Source organism: Sphingomonas sp. CFBP 8765, from assembly GCF_014841445.1.
GTDB lineage: Bacteria > Pseudomonadota > Alphaproteobacteria > Sphingomonadales > Sphingomonadaceae > Sphingomonas > Sphingomonas aerolata.
Genome location: NZ_JACYTY010000002.1, coordinates 355,484 through 371,468 on the forward strand (window position 1 = coordinate 355,484; position 15,985 = coordinate 371,468).

Annotated in this window: 15 protein-coding genes and 1 pseudogene; 7 read left to right on the forward strand and 9 right to left on the reverse strand. The window is 65.8% G+C overall.

The window, feature by feature from the left end:
• Positions 1-14: 14 nt before the first annotated feature.
• Positions 15-1,367 (forward strand): ammonium transporter, encoded by a 1,353-nt coding sequence (locus tag IFT87_RS06180; RefSeq protein WP_037529811.1) that lies wholly within the window; start codon positions 15-17, stop codon positions 1,365-1,367.
• A gap of 126 nt (positions 1,368-1,493) precedes the next feature.
• Here the strand turns inward: IFT87_RS06180 and IFT87_RS06185 are convergent, their stop codons facing one another.
• From IFT87_RS06185 to recQ, 3 genes are read right to left on the reverse strand one after another with little or no spacing between them, the layout of a single operon-like run.
• The gene (locus IFT87_RS06185) at positions 1,494-1,907 is read right to left on the reverse strand and encodes a hypothetical protein (protein WP_192007887.1); all 414 of its coding nucleotides are present in this window, start codon (positions 1,905-1,907) and stop codon (positions 1,494-1,496) included.
• Complete coding sequence (locus IFT87_RS06190; protein WP_037529812.1) at positions 1,904-2,332, reverse strand: TIGR01244 family sulfur transferase; 429 nt, start codon at positions 2,330-2,332, stop codon at positions 1,904-1,906. The genes IFT87_RS06185 and IFT87_RS06190 overlap by 4 nt, the downstream gene beginning before the upstream one ends.
• Positions 2,329-4,098, reverse strand: coding sequence for a DNA helicase RecQ (recQ, locus tag IFT87_RS06195; protein ID WP_192007889.1), 1,770 nt, complete (start codon positions 4,096-4,098; stop codon positions 2,329-2,331). Before recQ ends, IFT87_RS06190 begins: the two co-directional genes overlap by 4 nt.
• Positions 4,099-4,298: 200 nt before the next feature.
• Here recQ and IFT87_RS06200 point away from each other — a divergent pair, with 200 nt between their 5' ends.
• The gene (locus IFT87_RS06200) at positions 4,299-5,372 is read left to right on the forward strand and encodes a type I restriction endonuclease (protein ID WP_031439295.1); all 1,074 of its coding nucleotides are present in this window, start codon (positions 4,299-4,301) and stop codon (positions 5,370-5,372) included.
• Between the two features lie 216 nt (positions 5,373-5,588).
• On the opposite strand, the gene IFT87_RS06205 is transcribed toward IFT87_RS06200, so the two are convergent.
• Complete coding sequence (locus tag IFT87_RS06205; RefSeq protein WP_192007890.1) at positions 5,589-7,418, reverse strand: ABCB family ABC transporter ATP-binding protein/permease; 1,830 nt, start codon at positions 7,416-7,418, stop codon at positions 5,589-5,591.
• Between the two features lie 19 nt (positions 7,419-7,437).
• Here IFT87_RS06205 and IFT87_RS06210 point away from each other — a divergent pair, with 19 nt between their 5' ends.
• Positions 7,438-7,770 carry a hypothetical protein gene (locus IFT87_RS06210; RefSeq protein ID WP_249403231.1) on the forward strand — a complete coding sequence of 111 codons (333 nt, stop codon included), beginning with the start codon at positions 7,438-7,440 and terminating at the stop codon, positions 7,768-7,770.
• Between the two features lie 145 nt (positions 7,771-7,915).
• Here IFT87_RS06210 and IFT87_RS06215 read toward each other — a convergent pair whose 3' ends face one another.
• The 4 genes from IFT87_RS06215 to crtY all read right to left on the reverse strand — a co-directional run bounded on the left by IFT87_RS06215 (position 7,916) and on the right by crtY (position 12,433).
• Positions 7,916-8,863, reverse strand: a complete 948-nt coding sequence (locus IFT87_RS06215) for a phytoene/squalene synthase family protein (protein ID WP_159511967.1) — start codon at positions 8,861-8,863, stop codon at positions 7,916-7,918.
• Between the two features lie 148 nt (positions 8,864-9,011).
• Positions 9,012-9,593 carry an LOG family protein gene (locus IFT87_RS06220; RefSeq protein ID WP_037529815.1) on the reverse strand — a complete coding sequence of 194 codons (582 nt, stop codon included), beginning with the start codon at positions 9,591-9,593 and terminating at the stop codon, positions 9,012-9,014.
• 198 nt (positions 9,594-9,791) lie between these two features.
• A complete protein-coding gene (locus IFT87_RS06225; RefSeq protein WP_031394044.1) occupies positions 9,792-11,270 on the reverse strand; it encodes a phytoene desaturase in 1,479 nt (492 codons plus the stop codon).
• Entirely contained in the window at positions 11,267-12,433 is a 1,167-nt protein-coding gene (gene crtY / locus IFT87_RS06230; protein ID WP_037529816.1) for a lycopene beta-cyclase CrtY, read from the reverse strand. Before crtY ends, IFT87_RS06225 begins: the two co-directional genes overlap by 4 nt.
• 235 nt (positions 12,434-12,668) lie before the next feature.
• Between crtY and IFT87_RS06235 the strand changes: the two genes are divergently transcribed.
• The gene (locus tag IFT87_RS06235; protein ID WP_192007891.1) at positions 12,669-13,253 is read left to right on the forward strand and encodes a GNAT family N-acetyltransferase; all 585 of its coding nucleotides are present in this window, start codon (positions 12,669-12,671) and stop codon (positions 13,251-13,253) included.
• A gap of 172 nt (positions 13,254-13,425) precedes the next feature.
• Here IFT87_RS06235 and IFT87_RS06240 read toward each other — a convergent pair whose 3' ends face one another.
• Entirely contained in the window at positions 13,426-13,845 is a 420-nt protein-coding gene (locus IFT87_RS06240; RefSeq protein ID WP_183936025.1) for a hypothetical protein, read from the reverse strand.
• Between the two features lie 421 nt (positions 13,846-14,266).
• Here IFT87_RS06240 and IFT87_RS06245 point away from each other — a divergent pair.
• The 3 genes and pseudogenes from IFT87_RS06245 to IFT87_RS06255 all read left to right on the forward strand — a co-directional run.
• Positions 14,267-14,622 (forward strand): annotated as a pseudogene (locus tag IFT87_RS06245) (sterol desaturase family protein); the annotation flags it as partial.
• Positions 14,543-14,977 carry a DUF2141 domain-containing protein gene (locus IFT87_RS06250; protein WP_084215143.1) on the forward strand — a complete coding sequence of 145 codons (435 nt, stop codon included), beginning with the start codon at positions 14,543-14,545 and terminating at the stop codon, positions 14,975-14,977. The pseudogene IFT87_RS06245 and the gene IFT87_RS06250, both read left to right, overlap by 80 nt.
• Before the next feature lie 69 nt (positions 14,978-15,046).
• Positions 15,047-15,910, forward strand: coding sequence for a MipA/OmpV family protein (locus IFT87_RS06255; protein WP_236701581.1), 864 nt, complete (start codon positions 15,047-15,049; stop codon positions 15,908-15,910).
• Positions 15,911-15,985 lie beyond the last annotated feature (75 nt).

Here is a 15,985-nt window from a genome sequence, read left to right on the forward strand (position 1 = left end):
CGATGAAGCATGACATGAAGACAGCCGCCGCGGCGGTTCTGGGGTTCGGTGCCGCGCTAATCGCCGCCGCGCCCGCCTTTGCACAGACGGTCGTCGCACCCGCGGCCGCGCCCGTCGTCGCCACCGTCAACAAGGGCGATACCGCCTGGATGATGACCTCGACGATCCTCGTCCTGATGATGATCCTGCCGGGTCTCGCGCTGTTCTACGGCGGTCTCACCCGGTCGAAGAACATGCTCTCGACGATGACGCAGATCGGCGCGGTCGCAGCACTCGCGATGCTCATCTGGGTGATGTGGGGCTATACGCTGGCCTTCGGTCCCGACGTGACCAATCCGCTGCTCAGCAACTTCATCGGCAGCCTCGACAAGGCGTTCCTCAAGGGGATCACCCCGGCCTCGCAGGCGGCGACCTTCACCGCGGGCGTCGAAATTCCCGAATATGTCTTCGTCTGTTTCCAGATGACCTTCGCCGCGATCACGATCGCACTGGTGCTGGGCTCGGTCGTCGAGCGGATGAAATTCTCCGCGGTGATGGTGTTCGGCCTGGTCTGGCTGACGATCGTCTATTTCCCGATCGCGCACATGGTCTGGGCCGCGTCGGGCTATTTCTTCAAGGCCGGCGCGCTCGATTTCGCGGGCGGGACCGTCGTCCACATCAACGCGGGCGTTTCCGCGCTGGTCGCCGCACTGATGCTCGGCAAGCGGATCGGCTATCCCAAGGAGCCGATGGCGCCGCATTCGCTGGTGATGACCGGGATCGGCACCGGGCTGCTCTGGGTGGGCTGGTTCGGCTTCAACGCCGGCTCGGCGCTCGAGGCGAACGGGTCGGCCGCGCTGGCGATGATCAACACCTTCGTAGCGACCGCGTCGGCCGCGTTGTTCTGGATGCTCGCCGAGCGGCTGTCGGGTCACAAGGGCTCGGCGCTCGGCTTCTGTTCGGGCATTGTCGCGGGGCTGGTCGCGGTGACGCCGGCGGCGGGCAATTCGGGTCCGTTCGGTGCGATCGTGCTGGGCGCGATCGCCTCGCTGATCTGCTTCATGGCGGTGTCGAAGATCAAGCCGCTACTCGGCTATGACGACTCGCTCGACGCGTTCGGCATCCACGGCATCGGCGGCATGGTCGGCGCGATCGGCACTGCGGTGGTCTATGCGCCGTCGCTCGGTGGCCCGGGTGCCGCCGACTATGCGATCGGCGCCAAGCTGCTGGTGCAGATCCAGGCGGTTCTCGTCACGATCATCTGGGCCTCGGTCGGCACCGTGATCGCGATCCTGATCGCCAAGGCGGTCACCGGCCTGCGCGTCTCGCCCGAAGTCGAGGTCGAGGGTCTCGACATCGGCGAGCATGGCGAGCGTGCCTATAACTGATCCTGTTCGGTAGCGGGCCGCGCGAGCCCGCACCCACGATGTTCCTCCTGCGGACAACCTGGCCCGGTGCGCACAACGCACCGGGTCTTTTTTTGCGTGTCGATCGCGGTGCCGGCAGGGTGGCCGCTAGACGCCGATGTTCCTGGGAGCCAGCCGCCGGATATCGAGCACGTCGACCCGCGAGAGCATCACCGCGCCGAGCGTCCGGTCGCCGGTCTCGACGAGAATTCCCTCCTGCGTCGCGCGCACCGTCCGCCAGGTGACCTCGCGCACCGCGATCCGCTTGCCGACACGCTTGACCGCGGCGACACGGCCATCATCGGCGACCGCGAGCGCGCCGCGCCCATCGGCGCCGACGACCGCGCCCGACACGGCAAAGCCCGGCAGTTGCGCCTGCGCCGCCTCGGCGGCCTCCTCGGCGGTCTCGATCCGTATCACACGCCGCTTCCGGACCGCCGCCCAGCCGATACCACCGACCGACGCCACCAATGCCGCGACCGCAGCCCCGATCACCGCGGGGCCGAGCGCGATCGGGATCATCGCGGCCCTGCGAGCGCGTCCAGCATCGGGCGGATCCCGCGCAGGTCATAGCCCGCGTCCTCGGCCTGCGCGAGCAACAGGTTGGGATTGCGCCCCGCCTTTGCCGCGGCCAGCGCCCACAGATTGCAGCTCCGTGTGCCCGACCGGCAATAGGCGAGGACGGGGCCTTTGGCCTCGGTCAGCGCCTGAGTCATCGCGTCGATCTGCGGATGCGAAAAGCCCGCATGCGTCACCGGGATCGCGACATAGTTCAGGCCTGCCGCCTCCGCCGCCGCACGGATCGCGTCACCCGAAGGCTGGCCCGTATCCTCGTCGTCGGGGCGGTTGTTGACGATCGTCTTGAACCCCGCCGCGGCAATGTCCGCGACGTGCTCGACCGCGATCTGCGGCGCGACCGAAATGCTTTCGTTGATGTGCCGGATCATGCGGACTCGCGGATAACTGCCAGAAAGGCATCCCCATAGGCGTCGAGCTTGCGCGCGCCAATGCCCGATAGCACCGCGAGCGCCGCGCGCGATGCGGGTCGCTGCGCCGCCATGTCACGCAGCACCGAATCGTGGAAGATCACATAGGGTGGAACGCCCGCGTCCTTCGCCAGATCGCGGCGGCATACGCGCAGCGCCTCGAACAGCGGATCGTCGACCGGGTTCGGCACGGCCCCCGGTGCAGCCTTGCGCCGTCGCTCGCGCTTGGGCGGCACGATCACCGACAGCGCCGCCTCGCCCTTCAGGATCGCCTTGGCCGCCGGTCCGAATTCGAGGCCGCCGTGCGGGTTCGTCCGCAGCGCATCCTTCAGCATCAGCGCGCGCGATACGGGTTTCAACAGCGCCACCTCGTCGCCCTCGACGATCCCGTACACCGACAGCGCCTCATGCCTGTTCATCAGGCTCCGCTCGCTCGACACCCCGGTCAGGATGCCCTCGATATAGCCGACGCCGAACATCTGCCCCGTCCGGAACACCGCCGACAGGAATTTCCGCGCGGTCTCGGTCGCGTCGACCGCATCGACATTGCCGAGGCAATTGTCGCAATTGCCGCAATCCTCTTGTCTGTCCTCGCCGAAATGCTTGAGCAGGATCCGTCGCCGACACCCCGCGGTCTCGACCAGCCCGCCCATCGCGGTCAGCCGCTGGCGTTCGCCCGCCTGCCGCTCGGGCTCGACCTCGCCGATCCGCTGGCGCGCGCGCGCGAAATCCTCCGCGCCCCAGAACAGATGCGCAATCGCCGGATCGCCGTCGCGGCCGGCACGCCCGGTCTCCTGATAATAGGCCTCGATCGATTTCGGCAGCCCGGCATGCGCGACGAACCGCACGTCGGGCTTGTCGATCCCCATCCCGAACGCGACCGTCGCGCAGATCACCATGTCCTCGCTCGCGACGAAATCCGCCTGGTTCTTCGCGCGCACCTGCGGATCGAGCCCGGCATGATAGGCGCGCGTCGGCCGCCCGCTGCGCCCCAGCGCCTCGGCGAGCTTCTCGGTCGCGGCACGCGTCTGCGCATAGACGATCCCCGGCCCCGGGATCTTCTCGAGGATGTCGGCAATCTGCCGGTTGACGTTGTCGCGTGCCGAGATCGCATAGCGGATGTTCGGCCGGTCGAACCCCGACACGATCAGCCCCTCACGCGAGATCCCCAGCTGCTCGAGGATGTCCGCGCGCGTGTGCGCGTCCGCGGTCGCGGTCAGCGCCAGCCGCGGCACGTCGGGAAAACTGTCGAGCAACGGCCGCAACAGGCGATAGTCGGGGCGGAAGTCATGCCCCCACTCGCTGACGCAGTGCGCCTCGTCGATCGCGAACAGCGAGAGCTTCGCCTGCGACAGCAGATTGCGGAAACTCTCGTTCGAGGCCCGCTCCGGCGCGACGTACAGCAAATCGAGATCGCCCGCGCGGAACCGCGCGATCGTCTCCTCGCGATTGGTATCCACGCTCGTCAGCGTCGCCGCCTTGATCCCCACCGCGGTCGCGGCACGCAGCTGGTCGTGCATCAGCGCGATCAGCGGCGACACGACCACGCACGTCCCCTCGAGCATCGTCGCCGGCAACTGGTAACACAGCGACTTACCAGCCCCGGTCGGCATCACCGCCAGCGTCCGCTGCCCCGCAAGCACGCGGTCGACGACATCGCGCTGCACGCCACGAAAATCAGGAAAGCCGAAGATGCGCTGGAGATCGGGAAGGGGGTCGAGTGCCATCGCCGTCTAGGTAGCGATCCTCGGGGGGATGTCGAGGCGCGGGCGGCTTTCCCTTATGTCCCCTCCCGCCAGCCCTTTGCGTCCTCGACCGGCGGCGCTCGCACCGCGCAAATAGATCGAGATCCAACCAAGTTACAGACGTCGCGGCATAGACCCTTGAAATATCCCGGCGCACGTTCGTGAATTAACGGGAGGCGCGCGTGGAACTGAGTATCAGACTTAGCGAGTTGCAAAAGCGGACGATCGAACACCGCGAGGTTCTACTGACCGAAGAGGCGGCGAAGACCGCGCTGGTCATGCCCTTCCTTCAGTCACTCGGTTACGACGTGTTCAATCCATCCGAAGTCGTCCCGGAATTCAGCGCCGACGTGGGTACCAAGAAGGGTGAGAAAGTTGACTATGCGATCTGCGCTGGCGGCAAGGTGTCGATCCTGATCGAGTGCAAGCCGTCCTCGGTACAGCTCAACGTTAATCATGCGGGGCAGCTGTTCCGCTATTTCAGCGTCACCGATGCGCGGCTCGCGGTGCTTACCAACGGTGTTGTCTACCAGTTCTATTCGGATATCGAACGCCCGAACAAGATGGACGACAAGCCGTTTTTCACGTTCACGATGGACGCGATCAAGCCAGGCGACATCCGTACGCTTGAGAAGTTTACCAAGGCGGCGTTCGACATCGACAAGATCGTCCTGGAGGCCAGCAGTCTCAAAACGCAGTCCCTGATCCGCCTTGAGCTCGAAAAGGAATTTGCCGAGCCGTCCGACGAGTTTGTGAAGATGATGGCGCAGCGAGTCCATGGTGGCCGGCTGACGCCTGCGATCAAGGACGGTTTCGCCAAACTGCTCGCACCCGCGATTGCCGGGCTGATCCGCGATTTTGTCAACGAGCGGCTGTCGTCAGCTTTGAAGGCGTCGAGCCCGGTCGAGGACTTTTCCGAGTCGGTCGATGACGATCCGTCGGATGGCGACGGCATCATCACCACGCAGGAGGAAATTTCCGGCTTCCACATCGTTCAGGCGATCGCTTCGCGGCTGGTCGATCCGAAGCGTGTCATCGTCCGCGATGCGAAATCCTATTGCGCAGTCCTGCTTGACGACAATAACCGCAAGACGATCGCGCGAATGCATTTCAACGGCATTACGACCAAGTATCTCGGTATGTTTGCCGGTAAGGATGAGACGCGGCACCTGTTGCCGGACCTGACGCATATTTACCAGTATTCGGCTGCGATCGAGGCCCGGCTCCGTGAACTGGACCCGTCGATTCCGGCATAAGCGCGGCCAGCGCGTCTTCTTATCTGTCTCAAAAGGACGAGCGGGAGGCGCGCGGCGTGTCTGGTTGGAAGTAGAAGCGGATACGCATCGCCCAACCACCCCGGCGAAGGCCGGGGTCCAGTTGGAGAGGGTGCAGTAACGGAGCGACGTCCTTCGTTATCGACGTCTGCCAACTGGGCCCCGGCCTTCGCCGGGGTGGAAGACGGAGCGGCGACGCTATTCTGCCGCGAGCGCCCCCGCGTCATCGCCAGCACGCTCCTGCGCCTGGCGGTTCCACATTTCCGCATACACGCCCTCGCGCCGCAGCAACTCCGCATGCGTGCCCTTCTCGACGACCCGCCCCGCCTCCAGCACGACGATCTGGTCGGCATGCACCACGGTCGACAGCCGGTGCGCGATCACGATCGTCGTGCGGCCGCGCTCGATCGCCTCGAGCGTGTCGAGGATTTCCGCCTCGGTGCGGCTGTCGAGCGCCGACGTCGCCTCGTCGAGGATCAGGATCGGCGGGTTCTTGAGCAGCGTGCGTGCGATCGCCACGCGCTGCTTCTCGCCGCCCGACAGCTTGAGGCCACGCTCGCCGACGCGCGTTGCATAGCCCAGCGGCTGGCGTTCGATGAACCCCGCGATCGCCGCGCCCTTCGCCGCCGTCTCGACCTCGGGCATCTCCGCGCCCTCGCGGCCATAGGCGATATTGTAGCCGATCGTGTCGTTGAACAGCACCGTGTCCTGCGGGACGATCCCGATCGCCGCGCGCAATGATGCCTGGCGCACCTGCGCAATGTCCTGTCCGTCGACGGTGATCCGCCCGCCCGTAAGGTCGTAGAAGCGGTAGAGCAGCCGCGCGAGCGTCGACTTGCCCGCGCCCGACGGCCCGACCACCGCGAGCGTCGATCCCGCAGGCACGTCGAGTTCGAGATCACGCAGGATCGGCCGGCCCGCATCATAACCGAACGAGACATTCTCGAACCGGACATGACCCGCGCTCACCGCCAGCGCGGGCGCATTGGCCACGTCGACGACGGAAGCGGGCGTGTCGATCAGGTCGAACATCGCCGCCATGTCGAGCGCGCCCTGGCGGATCGTGCGATACACCATGCCGAGCAGGTCGAGCGGCCGAAATAGCTGCGCCAGCAGCGTGGAAACGAAGACCACGTCGCCCGCCGACGCCTCGCCCCGGCTCCACCGCCACACGACGAAGCCCATGCCGCCCGCGAGCATCAGATTGGTGATCAGCGCCTGGCCGAGGTTCAGCCATGCGAGCGAATTTTCGCTCTTCACCGCGGCTTCGGAATAGGCGGTGATCGCGCTGTCATAGCGCTTCGCCTCGCGCTCCTCCGCGCCGAAATATTTGACCGTTTCGAAATTCAGCAGCGAATCGACCGCATGCGCGACGGCACCGGTATCGAGGTCGTTCATGCGTGCGCGGAGGGCATTGCGCCAGTCGGTGACCATCCGCGTGAACGCGATATAGCCGACCACCATCACGACCGTCGCGACGACCAGCGGCCAGCCGAACTTGGTCCAGAACAGGCCCAGCACCAGCACGAGTTCGAACAGCGTCGGCGCGATGTTGAACAGCAGGAAATACAGCATCGTGTCGATGCTCTTGGTCCCGCGCTCGACCACCTTGGTCACAGCACCAGTGCGCCGTGACAAATGGAAATCGAGGCTCAGCGCATGGAGATGGCGAAACACCTGCGCCGCCAACCGCCGTGACGCGTCCTGTCCGACCCGCTCGAACACCGCGTTGCGCAGATTGTCGAACAGCGTCGTCCCGAACCGCGAGGCCGCATAGCCGACCACCAGCAGCGCGACGAGCGTAAGCGCGCCGCGGTCATTCCCCGCCATCCGGTCGACCGCATATTTCAGGGTGAAGGCCGCGCCGAACACCTGCACCAGCTTCGACCCGATGACGAGCAGCATCGCGACGACGATCCGCACCTTCAGCTTCGGCTGCCCCGCCGGCCACAGGAATGGCAGAAAGCGACGGAGCGTCGGCAGCAACGGCTGGTCCGCGCGGGTGGAGGTGTAGGTATCAGGGGGCATTGCTGGTGGTGATGTAGGCGTGGTCAAGCCCCGGCGAAAGCGGTTGACGGAACAATCCTGCCACTTCGTCGCTTTTCATACCGTGTCCAACGCCGGGCACGGCGATCCACTGGAGAATGAAATGGAACCGCTGTTCTACGTCATGGCCATCATGGGTTGCAGTGACGGCAATATGAACTGCACCGAGGCACGGGTCGTGCCGGCGCGGTACGAAACCATGGCACAGTGCCGCGCGGCGCTTCCCGATCAGCTCGCGCAGAACACCGACGTCCCCTATCCGATGATCGGCGCCAACTGCCGCACCGCGGGCGCGCATATCGCCGTGACAGGCAAGGCCAAAGCACGGGGCTGATCCGCTCGTGTGGGGGTCACCGCCCGTCCCCCCCTCCGTTCGTGCTGAGCGAAGTCGAAGCACAGGCCCCGAACGGATGCCCTTCGACTTCGCTCAGGGCGAACGGAAGGGGCAGGGACAGACGTTGAATGTGCTAGGGCCGGATCTACCGCGGTCGTGTCCACAGCCTCGGATCCCGCGGCGTCCGCGGATACAGCCGCTCCCGCGCCGCCGCCTCCCGCGCGGCTCTGGCGATAAACCCCAGCTTTTGCGCCCCCGACGTCGTAACGCGGTGATCCCAGGCATGCTCGCCACGCGCCGCGACAGCCCGCCCGATCGCGCCATAGATGCCGGCCGCTGACAGCACGGCCCAGGCCGACCGAAACGACAGCGCGGGCGTGCCCTCCCGTGCGCTCGCCTCGAACGCCGCCGCGCGGTCCGCCATCCGCTTCGTGAGCACCGCGAGGCGCGCGCGGAACGGCGGCTTCATGTGCTGGCCGGGCGGAAAGTCCATCTCGACAAGCCAGTCCTCGGGCAGGTAGCAGCGCCCGACCCGGTCGTCCTCCTCGACATCGCGCATGATGTTGGCGAGCTGGAACGCCATTCCCAGGTCACAGGCGCGGTCGAGTGTGTCCTCGTCATCGGGATCGACGCCCATCGCGATCGCCATCATGCAGCCGACAACGCCCGCGACATGGTAGCAATATTTGTACAGGTCGTTTTCGGAGCGCGGTCGCCACTCGCGCGCATCGAGCGCGAAGCCCTCGACCAGGTCGCGCGCGAACCGCTTGGGCATCCGCGTCTCGGCCGCGACGATCCGCAGCGCGTCGAATGCGGGCTCGCCGACGACCTCGCCCGCCAGCGCCTGCTCGGTCATCGCCGACAGCGTGACGAGCCGGGCCGGGGCATCGTCGACCACGGTCATGCCGTGCCCGTGATCCTGCCCGTCGGCGATATCGTCACACCGCCGGCACCAGGCGTAGAGCAGCCACGCCCGTTCGCGCGTCGGCTTGTCGAACAACAGGCTGGCGGCCGCGAAACTCTTCGATCCGCGCGCGATCGACTCCTTCGCCGTCGCGACGATCGCTTCGCGGGTGGGGGAGGGGGAGGTCATGCCGTCACCGTTACTACCACCCCGGCGAAGGCCGGGGTCCAGGTGGGAAAGCGAGTGTAACAACGCTTAGAGCGAGCCAATCCGCGTCCCCCAACTGGGCCCCGGCCTTCGCCGGGGTGGAGCAGGATAGTGTGCGGCCTCAAGACGCTCACAGATCCGACGCGTTCATCCGGACGATCGGCTGCGTCGGCACATGCTCCGCCATCCGGTCGAGCAGCAGGTCGAGCGTATCCGCGACGATCAGCAGGTCACGGTGCTGCGGTCGCAGGAAGCCGACCTCGCCCATCTTGTCCCAGAACGCGATCAGATGGTCATAATAGCCCGCGGTGTTTAGCAGCCCGACGGGATCTGCATGATAGCCGAGCTGCGCCCAGCTGAGCGCCTCCCACAGCTCGTCCATCGTGCCCGTACCGCCGGGGATCGTCACGAACCCGTCCGACAGGTCGGTGAACATCTGCTTGCGCTGGTGCATGCCCTGCACGACGTGGAGTTCGGTCAGCCCCCGGTGCGCAACCTCCGCATCGACCAGCGCCTGCGGGATCACACCGATCACCTCGCCGCCACCCTCAAGCGTGCCGTCGGCGATCGCGCCCATCAGGCCGGTGCGGCCACCGCCATAGACGAGGCCGATTCCGCGCTCGGCAAAGGTCCGTCCCAGCGCGCGTGCGCCTTCAATATACAGGGGATCAGCCGGCGTCGCCGACCCGCAATACACAGCAAGTCTTTTCATGTGGCCTCGCTAGGGGAAGCGCGCGTGGTGCCGCAAGAAAAGAATGGGTTCGCGCGGAGACGCGGAGGCGCGGAGGTGTTGCAGTCCGGACAGCGCTTGCGCTGTCTTCACGCCCGCTCCGCCATGGGTTGGAGACGCGGTCGCTTCGCAACACGCGCATCACCTCCGCGTCCTCCGCGCCTCCGCGCGAACAAACCCTTACTGCTCGCCCTCAAGCATCAACCGCGCCGTCGCCTTAGCACTCCCGACGACGCCCGGAATCCCCGCCCCCGGGTGAGTCCCCGCGCCGACGAAGTACAGGTTCGGGATATGATCGTCGCGGTTGTGCACGCGGAAATAGGCGCTCTGCGTCAGCACCGGCTCGAGCGAGAAGGCCGAGCCCAGATGCGCGTTCAGATCCTGCGCGAAATCCTTCGGCGCATAGCTGAACTTGGTCACGATCCGGTCGTGGATGTCGGGGATCAGCCGCCGACCGATCTCGTCGAGGATCCGCTTCTCCAGGATCGGGCCGATCTCGTCCCAGTCGACCGGGAACTTGCCGAGATGCGGCACCGGCGCGAGCGCGTAGAAGGTCGAATGCCCCTCCGGCGCCAGGCTGGGGTCGGTGACGGTCGGATGGTGCAGATAGAGCGAGAAATCTTCCGCCAGCACGCCGTGATCGTAAATGTCCGACAGCAGCCCCTTATAGCGCGGCCCGAACAGGATCATGTGGTGCGGAATGCCCGGCCACGTGCCCTTGATCCCGAAATGCACGACGAACAGCGACGGGCTGTACTTCTTGCGCTCGAGCGACGCCTTGGTCCGCTGTCCGCTGCGCGACGTCGCCAGCAGGTCGCGATAGGTGTGCATGATGTCGCTGTTCGCCGCCACCGCATCCGCCTGGCCCGACCAGCCGCTTGCCGTCGTGACCCCGGTCGCGCGGTCGCCCAGCGTCTCGATCGAGGTGACCGGGTCGTCGAGCCGCAGCACGCCGCCCAACCGCTCGAACTGGGTCACCAGCGCCGCGACCAGCCGGTTGGTACCGCCGCGCGCGAACCACACGCCGCCGTCGCGCTCCAGCTTGTGGATCAGCGCATAGATCGCGCTGGTCGTCATCGGATTGCCGCCGACCAGCAGCGTGTGGAACGAGAGCGCCTCGCGCAGCTTCTCGGACTTCACGAAGCTCGACACGATCGAATAGACCGAGCGCCAGGCCTGGTATTTCGCCAGTGCCGGCGCCGCCTTGATCATCGATCCGAAGTCGAGAAACGCGACATGGCCGAGCTTCTCATAGCCTTCGTGAAACACGCCGGCGGAATAGGCGAGGAACTTCTCATAGCCCGCCCAGTCGCCCGGATGCAGCTTCTCGATCTCCGCCCGCATTTGCGTATCGTCGTTGGTATAATCGAAGTTCGTCCCGTCCGCCCAGTTCAGCCGGTAGAAGGGCAGCACCGGGTCGAGCGTCACGTCCGCGCTCATGTCGTGCCCGCTCAGCGCCCATAGTTCGCGCAGGCAGTCGGGATCGGTGATGACGGTCGGGCCGGCATCGAAGGTGAAGCCGTCGCGCTCCCAGTAATAGCCACGCCCGCCCGGCTTGTCGCGGCTCTCGACGATGGTCGTCTGGACGCCTGCGGATTGCAGCCGGATCGCGAGCGCCAGCCCGCCAAACCCTGCGCCGATGACGATAGCTGTCTTCATGATCTCATACTGCCTGCGATGGCGCGGACGGCGCGCACGATGGGGACGGGGGGCTTGCCGGTCAGGATCCGCGCCTTGTCGGTCATGGTCGAACGTCCGGCATAGAAACGGCCTATCAGCGAAGGGGAGAGACGATAGAAGCGCTCGAGGATCCGGTAGCGTTCCTCGGGCTCCGCCGCGCGGAACAGCATCGTGTCGAGCATCCGGTAGAAACCGCGACTCTTCCACGTCGCCTGCGCCATCGCATAGGTCGCGTCATGCAGCCGTGCGCCCGAGAAATCCCCCAGCGCCGCGATCATCGACGCGGTCCGCACCGCATCGGGCAGCGAATAGCCGGTGGTCGGGTGGAACATCCCCGCGCGCATCCCCGCCTTGGCGACGCGCGCGCCGGTCGAGCGCCAATAGGCCTCGAAATCGCCGCCCATCGCGACCGGCAGCACGCCCGATTCCTCGCGCTCGATCCGCTTTACTGACCAGCCGCGCTCGGCGACATAGGCATCGATCCGGTCGCGCAGCACGGGCAGATCGAGATCGGGCGTGTCGCTGTAATAGGTGTCCTCGACGAACATCCGCCGCGCCTTGAACGGCAGGCAATAGACGAAGCGATAGCCGTCGAGCTGTTCGACGCCTGCATCCATCACCATCGGCCGCGGCGCCTTGTGCATCGCGTCGAGCAGCATCTCGCGTCCGAGAAATTTCTGCCACGCCAGATCGAGCAGCGTGAGGTCGCCCGGCCCGCGCGCGTCGATCACCCCGGTCGCTTCGATCCGGTCGCCGTCGCTCAGCACCACCGCGGTCGCGCTCGCGCCGCTGACCTTGCGGTCGAGCATCAGCGCGTGCGGCGGCAGGACGCGGCGTACCTCGCGGTCGAGCTGGACGCTCTCGATCGAATTGTAACGCGCGTCGATGGTCCGCGCATGCCCTGGAAAGCGCACGTCATAGCCCTGCCAGCCATGCACCACGAGCGGCGCGACGATCCAGCGGTCCGCCGCCGCCACGTCGCTGTCGAAGAACGACCAGAGGTGATTGCCACCGACCGTCGGGGCGGCATCGACCAGCCGCACGTCGAGCGCCGGATGCTTCGCTTTGAGCGCCAGCGCGATCATCCCGCCGGCCAGGCCCGCGCCAACGATCGCGACGTCGCAGGAGATCGTCGATGCCATGGCTCCGACTAGCGCAAACCGGCGCCTGCGAAAACAGCCTTTCCCGCCCAATCGCACGCGAAGACAACCTGCATTGCCGGCCCCGCTGCCTCTTCCGCCACCGAGGCGATCCCCCTCGGGTTACCGCCTTCCGCTGCCACCGCGCGGCGGACGCGAAGGGACGGGGAGCGCCAGGTCGGGCATGGCGCGCCGCCGCCATCTCCGCCACTATGTCCATGCCAGATCCGGAGCCGCCATGCCCCCCTCACACCCGACCGACGCTTCGCCAGCACCGCACGCCGGCCCCCGCCACCCCCAGGCGCCGACGCTGGCCACGGCGCGCCTGACGCTGACCGGCCATGTCCCTGCCGATCTCGACGACTGCGCCGCGATGTGGGCCGATGCCCGCGTCTATGCGATGATCGGCGGCTCGCCGCGCAGTCGCGAGGAGGTGTGGATCCGGTTGCTCCGCTCGATCGGGCAGTGGACCGCGTTCGGCTATGGCAGCTGGATCGTGCGCGAGACCGCGACCGGCCGGCTGATCGGCGAGATGGGGTTGATCGATGCGCGGCGCGCGATCCTGCCGCCGATCGACGGTCCCGGTGCGATCGGCCCCGAAATGGGCTGGACGCTGACCGGCGACGCGCAGGGCCAGGGCTATGCGTCGGAGGCTATGGCGGCGGTCCTGGCCTGGGCCGACCCGCGCATCGCCGCCACGACCTGCATCATCGACCCCGGCAACGCGCCCTCGCTCAGCCTCGCCGAGCGCCTCGGCTACCGCCTGCGCATCGAGGGTCGTTATCGTGACGCGCCGATCCTAATCCTCGACCGGCGCGCCTGACCTCGGTTCCGGACGCTCGGCGGACAGGTCGAGCGATGCTGGCCGAGGAACTGCGCGGGTTTTTACGGTACCGGGCAGCCGCAAGTCGTCGCTGCTGCCCGGCACCGTGTGCGGTGCGCGCTCTTTTCCGGATCAGCCGGGAGCGCTCATGCCCATGTTTACGCGCTGGCGATCAGTTCGCCGGGACCTTGATGAACGGGTCATAGCTGTAGGTCTTGCCCGACATCGAGAAGACGACGCTGTACTGGTAGGACCCCTGTCCTGTGCCGTTGTTGATCACACAGGTCCAATAGATGACGCCCGCGGGCGTCGTCTGTTTTTCAAGATTCTGGAATACACTATTCGGCGGGTTCTGCGTGCATTGACCGGTAAACCCGGTGATTGCGATATTATCGGCGGGATTGATGGGATAGACGGTCCACACCAAGACGTCACCGGCATTGCACGGCGTCGTCAACTCGTTGCCACCCTCGGACGTGCCTTCATAGCCCGTCGTGTCGATCATATACAGACCCTGGGTGATGGTCTGGCCACTGGCCGTCGACTGAGCTGTTTCCACATCCACAGCAATCATGATGTTGATGGTTGCCATATCCTCATCTCCTAAATTTATAGTATCGAGATGGCCTGTCTCCGACATGGCGTCAGACTTTCAAACAGGCGTTATCGTCGTAATGGAGCAATGTTCTGCTATCCGGATCTGAAATTCGTTGACCTGAGTGAAATTTCACATTGCAAGGCGTCAATGAGACTTCAACAACCGAGTTGTTGGCGCATGAATTCTGCAAAATCGATAAAGTTATGATGAGGATTCGGTGTTCGGACATAGATCAGGGCGGCGTCAAGTTTGCAGGCGCACAGGCCGTCGCGCTTTGCAGCCGCGTACCCGGATGCCGCCGGTATCGATCATTTTGCGGGGGCGATAGGCTAGAGTGAGTGCAAACAGGTGGAGCACCGTCCGGGTGTGGTCGACCTAGGATCTGAATGGCAACGGCGTTCGATCCGGTCCCGTTGCTGTGATAATTCCGCTACGGGTCGTCGCGATTCCGACCCTGGCGGTGCGCTCGGTTTGGCTCTGACGGTCATGACCGTTATGGAGGGGGCCAATCCGATGGGCCGGGAGGTTTTTCCCCGGTTCATGTGGAGGGGAGCATTGGGGACATGGCTGATCACGGCCAGCCACCATCAGCCACATCATGAACGATACAGGTGCAATTATGAGCTCACTTTCCGGTTCTGGGATCGGCTCTGCGGCACCGACCGGGAGCACGGCGATGCGGGCAGCTCGCATGCCAAGGCTGCCGCGCGTGCTGGCGGCGGCCGCGGTCTGGGCCGTTCTGGCGGCAGCGAGCCCGGTCACGCGGCTTGACGTCGAGGTCGACAATCTCCGCTCGGCCAAGGGGTTGATCCGTATCTGCCTGACCGCCGACCCCGATAATTTCCCCGCCTGTGTCGACGATGCCAAGGCACTGACCCGGACCCTGCCCGCCGCGGTCCGGACGACGAGCTTTCCGGGCCTGCCGCAGCGTGGCTATGCGCTGGCGATCATCCATGACGAGAACAGCAACTCCAAGCTCGACACGATCGCGGGTATCCCGCGCGAGGGCTATGGCTTCTCGAACAACGCGGCGGTACGCTTCGGACCGCCGCGCTTTTCCGCAGCACGGTTCATGCTCGCCGGTGATGCCGAAATGCAACAGGTTAGGATGCGTTACATCTTCTGACGGATTGCAACGGACCGAATAGGGTTGCCCCGCGTTGCGCGGTGGAACCTTTTTGTCCGGAGCCCGTCCTTGCGCGCATTCTCACTCGTTCTGACTGCCGCAACCGCGGCCGTCGCCCTCGCCACGCCGGCACTTGCGCAGACGGATCCCAATCCGACCCCGCCAATCACCGATCCCGCCGACAACAACCGCATCACGCTCGGTCTCGGCGTCGCGTCGCTTCCCGATTACGAGGGTGCGGACAGCAACAGCTTCACCCCCGGCGCGGTCGCGATCGGCACGATCCGCGGGCATGACTTCTTCACGCGCGGTACGCAGCTCTATGTGAACCTGATCCCCAATACCGGGTCGGTCGGGATCAACTACGAAGTCGGCGTTATCGCCGCCGTCCGCACCGATCGCACGGGCCGGGTCGACAACCGGCAGGTCCGCGCGCTCGGCAAGATCGACACGGCCTATGAAGTCGGCGGCTTTGTCGGCATCGGCAAGACCGGCGTCATCACCAGCGATTACGACACGCTGACCGCGCGTGTCGCCTATATCCACGACGTGTCGGGCACGCACGACAGCTATGTCATCACCCCGCAGGTCAACTACACGACGCCGCTGTCGGTCCGCACCCTGGTCGCCTTCGGCCTGTCGGCGGATTATGCAGGCAAGGGCTTTGGCCGGACCTATGCCGCGGTCACGCCGATCGGCACGATCAACAGCGGTCTGCGCACCTATGACATCAACGACAGCGGCTTCCGCCGGGTCAACGTCTCCGCGTTTGCTTTGCAGAGCCTGTCGGGCGATCTGCGCCGCGGCTTCGGCGTCGGCGCAGGGGTGCTCTACGGCCGCATGCTCGGCAAGTACAAGGACAGCCCGATCGTCGCGGACGTCGGCGATGCCGACCAGTGGCTCGGCGCGGTGGGCCTGACCTACACCTTCTGATCGCAACCCGCCGATCGATCCGAAACCCCGTGCGGCCCGGCCGTGCGGGGTTTTTCCGTTTGCGCCCCCGTCCGT

What these genes read in the sequence shown, in the direction of transcription:
- IFT87_RS06205 (WP_192007890.1), bottom strand. Translation starts at nt 7,418, where the DNA reads ATGCCCCCTGATACCTACACCTCCACCCGCGCGGACCAGCCGTTGCTG.
- IFT87_RS06185 (WP_192007887.1), bottom strand. Translation starts at nt 1,907, where the DNA reads ATGATCCCGATCGCGCTCGGCCCCGCGGTGATCGGGGCTGCGGTCGCG.
- recQ (WP_192007889.1), bottom strand. Translation starts at nt 4,098, where the DNA reads ATGGCACTCGACCCCCTTCCCGATCTCCAGCGCATCTTCGGCTTTCCT.
- IFT87_RS06215 (WP_159511967.1), bottom strand. Translation starts at nt 8,863, where the DNA reads ATGACCTCCCCCTCCCCCACCCGCGAAGCGATCGTCGCGACGGCGAAG.
- crtY (WP_037529816.1), bottom strand. Translation starts at nt 12,433, where the DNA reads ATGGCATCGACGATCTCCTGCGACGTCGCGATCGTTGGCGCGGGCCTG.
- IFT87_RS06190 (WP_037529812.1), bottom strand. Translation starts at nt 2,332, where the DNA reads ATGATCCGGCACATCAACGAAAGCATTTCGGTCGCGCCGCAGATCGCG.
- IFT87_RS06180 (WP_037529811.1), top strand. Translation starts at nt 15, where the DNA reads ATGAAGACAGCCGCCGCGGCGGTTCTGGGGTTCGGTGCCGCGCTAATC.
- IFT87_RS06235 (WP_192007891.1), top strand. Translation starts at nt 12,669, where the DNA reads ATGCCCCCCTCACACCCGACCGACGCTTCGCCAGCACCGCACGCCGGC.
- IFT87_RS06220 (WP_037529815.1), bottom strand. Translation starts at nt 9,593, where the DNA reads ATGAAAAGACTTGCTGTGTATTGCGGGTCGGCGACGCCGGCTGATCCC.
- IFT87_RS06250 (WP_084215143.1), top strand. Translation starts at nt 14,543, where the DNA reads ATGCCAAGGCTGCCGCGCGTGCTGGCGGCGGCCGCGGTCTGGGCCGTT.
- IFT87_RS06240 (WP_183936025.1), bottom strand. Translation starts at nt 13,845, where the DNA reads ATGGCAACCATCAACATCATGATTGCTGTGGATGTGGAAACAGCTCAG.
- IFT87_RS06225 (WP_031394044.1), bottom strand. Translation starts at nt 11,270, where the DNA reads ATGAAGACAGCTATCGTCATCGGCGCAGGGTTTGGCGGGCTGGCGCTC.